This window comes from Parafrankia soli, assembly GCF_001854695.1.
GTDB lineage: Bacteria > Actinomycetota > Actinomycetes > Frankiales > Frankiaceae > Parafrankia > Parafrankia soli.
In genome coordinates, this window is the sequence record NZ_MAXA01000198.1 from 1 (window position 1) to 1,129 (window position 1,129).

The 1,129-nt window shown below is 67.8% G+C and carries 1 protein-coding gene; it reads right to left on the minus strand.

Going from position 1 to position 1,129, the window contains the following annotated elements; genetic code table 11:
- Window positions 1–105: 105 nt before the first annotated feature.
- Entirely contained in the window at window positions 106–894 is a 789-nt protein-coding gene (locus tag BBK14_RS15490) for a hypothetical protein (protein WP_071063175.1), read from the minus strand.
- Between the last annotated feature and the right edge of the window lie 235 nt (window positions 895–1,129).

The following is a 1,129-nucleotide window of genomic DNA, read 5'->3' on the forward strand; positions in this document are numbered from 1 at the left end:
GGGTCCGAGGGCCCTCCAGCCTTTCGGGCGACGACCCCGCTGGACGCCGGCCGTCGGCCCGCGGGGTCGGTGTCGACCAAGGACCCCGTCCTCACGCTCGAGGCTCTACGTTCCTGGCGTGAACCCGGGCTCCAGGAGGGTCCCGATCTCGACGCCGCCGCTGCCGTAGACGAGCGTGTCGCTGTCCCAGTGCAGCTCGACGTCGTCGAGCCCACGGTTGCGGACCATCCAGTCGTAGTTCCGTAGAGCGATACGGGTCTCCTCGCTCATACGGGAACCCGCTGGCGGCGGTGGTCCGTCGCCGCCCCACTGGGTGAGTTTTTCGGTGGGGCGGCGGCGCGACGGCGCAGTGGAGTCGCCGCCGACACGGGGCGCCAGCGACCACTCCTTCGCCTGGTGCACGCCAAGGCGTTGCGTCCACAGGGCATGGGTGCCATGCACCATCAGTCCCCATCCCTCCTGGTCCAGCAGGCACAGCTCGCCCACCCCGAACCGGCCCAGGAGGCGGGCGGCGAGATCCGGGCCGAATCCCCAGTGGTCGCCGGTGAACGGGGCGAGGAAGGACGGGCAGGTGAACACCCACAGCCGTCCGTACCCGTCCCAGTCGGTGTGGGTGTAGTCGAGCGCCTGGGCGGCCCATCGGGTGAAGTTCATGGTGTCGAACGACCGCTGTGCAGCGATCTTGAACTCGACACCGAACGCCGGGGCGTCGTCCCTCCATCCCGACGGGTCACGCGGACGCAGGACGGCGTCCAGGCGGAGCCGGCGGTTCGAGCAGTGCGTCCCGGGAACCTCCCGGTCCGCCACGAACCAGGGGTCGAGCTGATCGAGCGCCCACTCGACCAGTGCAGCCTCGTTCGGGAAGTGTGGGAGCGGCAGCCGTTCACGCTTCATCGGTCCGCCAGTCCACTCGGCGTCGCCTCGGCGCCTGGGTGGGCGGAGAAAGCGAGACAAGGAAGTCCACGGCAATCATCCATAGTTACATGGATATCACCACAGGTGGCGACCTGTACCCTCTTTGGGATAGCCGACCGATCAAGCTAATACCCGAGAGCCCGAGAGGGCAGGTGGCGAATCACCTCGGACTCGAGGAATACCTCTTCGAGGTGTTCTCCCTACCAATGCAGCC

Bases quoted from the DNA above. Each gene is read 5' to 3' on its own strand.
- BBK14_RS15490 (WP_071063175.1), bottom strand. From the start codon at position 894: ATGAAGCGTGAACGGCTGCCGCTCCCACACTTCCCGAACGAGGCTGCA.